This window comes from Oleiphilus sp. HI0079 (genome assembly GCF_001635105.1).
The window spans coordinates 1-1,283 of record NZ_LWFT01000889.1 but is presented as its reverse complement, the minus strand read 5'-3'; the positions used below and the strand labels follow the sequence as shown (position 1 = coordinate 1,283).

3 protein-coding genes are annotated in these 1,283 nt (G+C 47.6%); 2 read left to right on the top strand and 1 reads right to left on the bottom strand.

From position 1 onward, the window contains the following. Window positions 1–75 precede the first annotated feature (75 nt). Complete coding sequence (locus tag A3750_RS27135; RefSeq protein WP_255374861.1) at window positions 76–207, bottom strand: hypothetical protein; 132 nt, start codon at window positions 205–207, stop codon at window positions 76–78. A gap of 29 nt (window positions 208–236) precedes the next feature. On the opposite strand from A3750_RS27135, the gene A3750_RS16420 reads away from it, so the two are divergent. Then, entirely contained in the window at window positions 237–527 is a 291-nt protein-coding gene (locus A3750_RS16420) for a hypothetical protein (RefSeq protein WP_068453172.1), read from the top strand. Window positions 528–674: 147 nt separating this feature from the next. Further along, on the top strand, window positions 675–1,283 hold a 609-nt coding region (locus A3750_RS16415), incomplete at its 3' end, for a glyceraldehyde 3-phosphate dehydrogenase NAD-binding domain-containing protein (protein ID WP_304440204.1).

Sequence of the window (1,283 nt, the reverse complement as noted above, 5' to 3'; positions counted from 1 at the left end):
GCGAACATCAAGATTAAAAAAAACGGCATAGACTGGTAGGTTCTCGGGATTTGATTAAAGCTACTTTAGCACCGGTTATTGGCTCGTTGAATGGTTGTGATTATCGCGCTCTTTGAGGCGTTGATTGCCTTGCATATCGTCGATGACCATAATCGGTGTCATAAAACGGTCATGAGCGACTTTTAAAGTCGCTTTAATGGTCATCATGCTCTGAAAAGATTCTCGGAGCGAATATCTTGGAACTACTTCTTCGTCGTAATTATCTCGTGCTTTTAGTACAACAAGCCAGTGATGAACATGTGTTGGTCGAAACGTTAGCGGGAGAAAAGTTTCATGAGCGCTGGCTTGGGTTCGGTTTGTCTGGCAGCTCGGGAAGACCCCTTTTGATTCCTTGCAATGGGTGGCGCTATTCATCGGAAGATAGCTGGCAATACCTCGACAAGGGGGAGTATCTTGCTGGCAGTCAAACCCCCTCAGGAATTGTGGGAATGATCGACAACAATCTTCCTGTCATTGTCGAGCGTTAATATTTGTTTGGTTTTTAGGTGCTGAACTAGTGCTTCCTGCTTCTAATTGCATGACAATATGTTCGCGATGGCTGGTCGTGTTTCGGAAGCTTGCTTGCGCCCATTTTTATTTCAAGTTGGCATGTGTATTTTTGAGTAGAGGTGATGATGACTATCAAGGTAGGGATTAATGGGTTTGGTCGTATGGGTCGACTTACAATGCGTGTGGCGTTTGAGTGGGACGACGTCGAGATCGTACAGATTAACGACCCTGCAGGGGATGCCGCGACCCTAGCGCACCTGCTTACTTTTGATTCTGTTCATGGGATATGGCATTACGAGGCCTCCTCTGAGGGTGAGACCATGTTGGTCGCTGGAAAGCGCATTGCTTGTACGAAGAACAAGTCAATTTCCGAAACGGATTGGTCTGCCTGCGATGTTGTGATTGAAGCAAGCGGTAAAATGAAAACGAAAGCCTTGTTGCAAGCCTACTTGGATCAGGGTGTTCGGCGCGTCGTAGTCAGCGCACCAGTGAAAGAAGAGGGCGTGCTCAATGTCGTGATGGGTGTGAATCACTCGCTCTATAATAAAGAGGCGCACCGGATTGTTACGGCCGCATCTTGCACGACCAATTGCCTTGCGCCGGTTGTAAAGGTCATACACGAAAAACTGGGAATAGTTCACGGCTCGATGACCACAATTCATGACATCACCAATACACAAACGATTCTCGATGCTCCGCATAAAGATCTGCGTCGGGCGCGTGCCTGTGGCATG

Coding starts and splice junctions, on each gene's coding strand:
- A3750_RS27135 (WP_255374861.1), bottom strand. CDS start 207: ATGATGACCATTAAAGCGACTTTAAAAGTCGCTCATGACCGTTTTATG.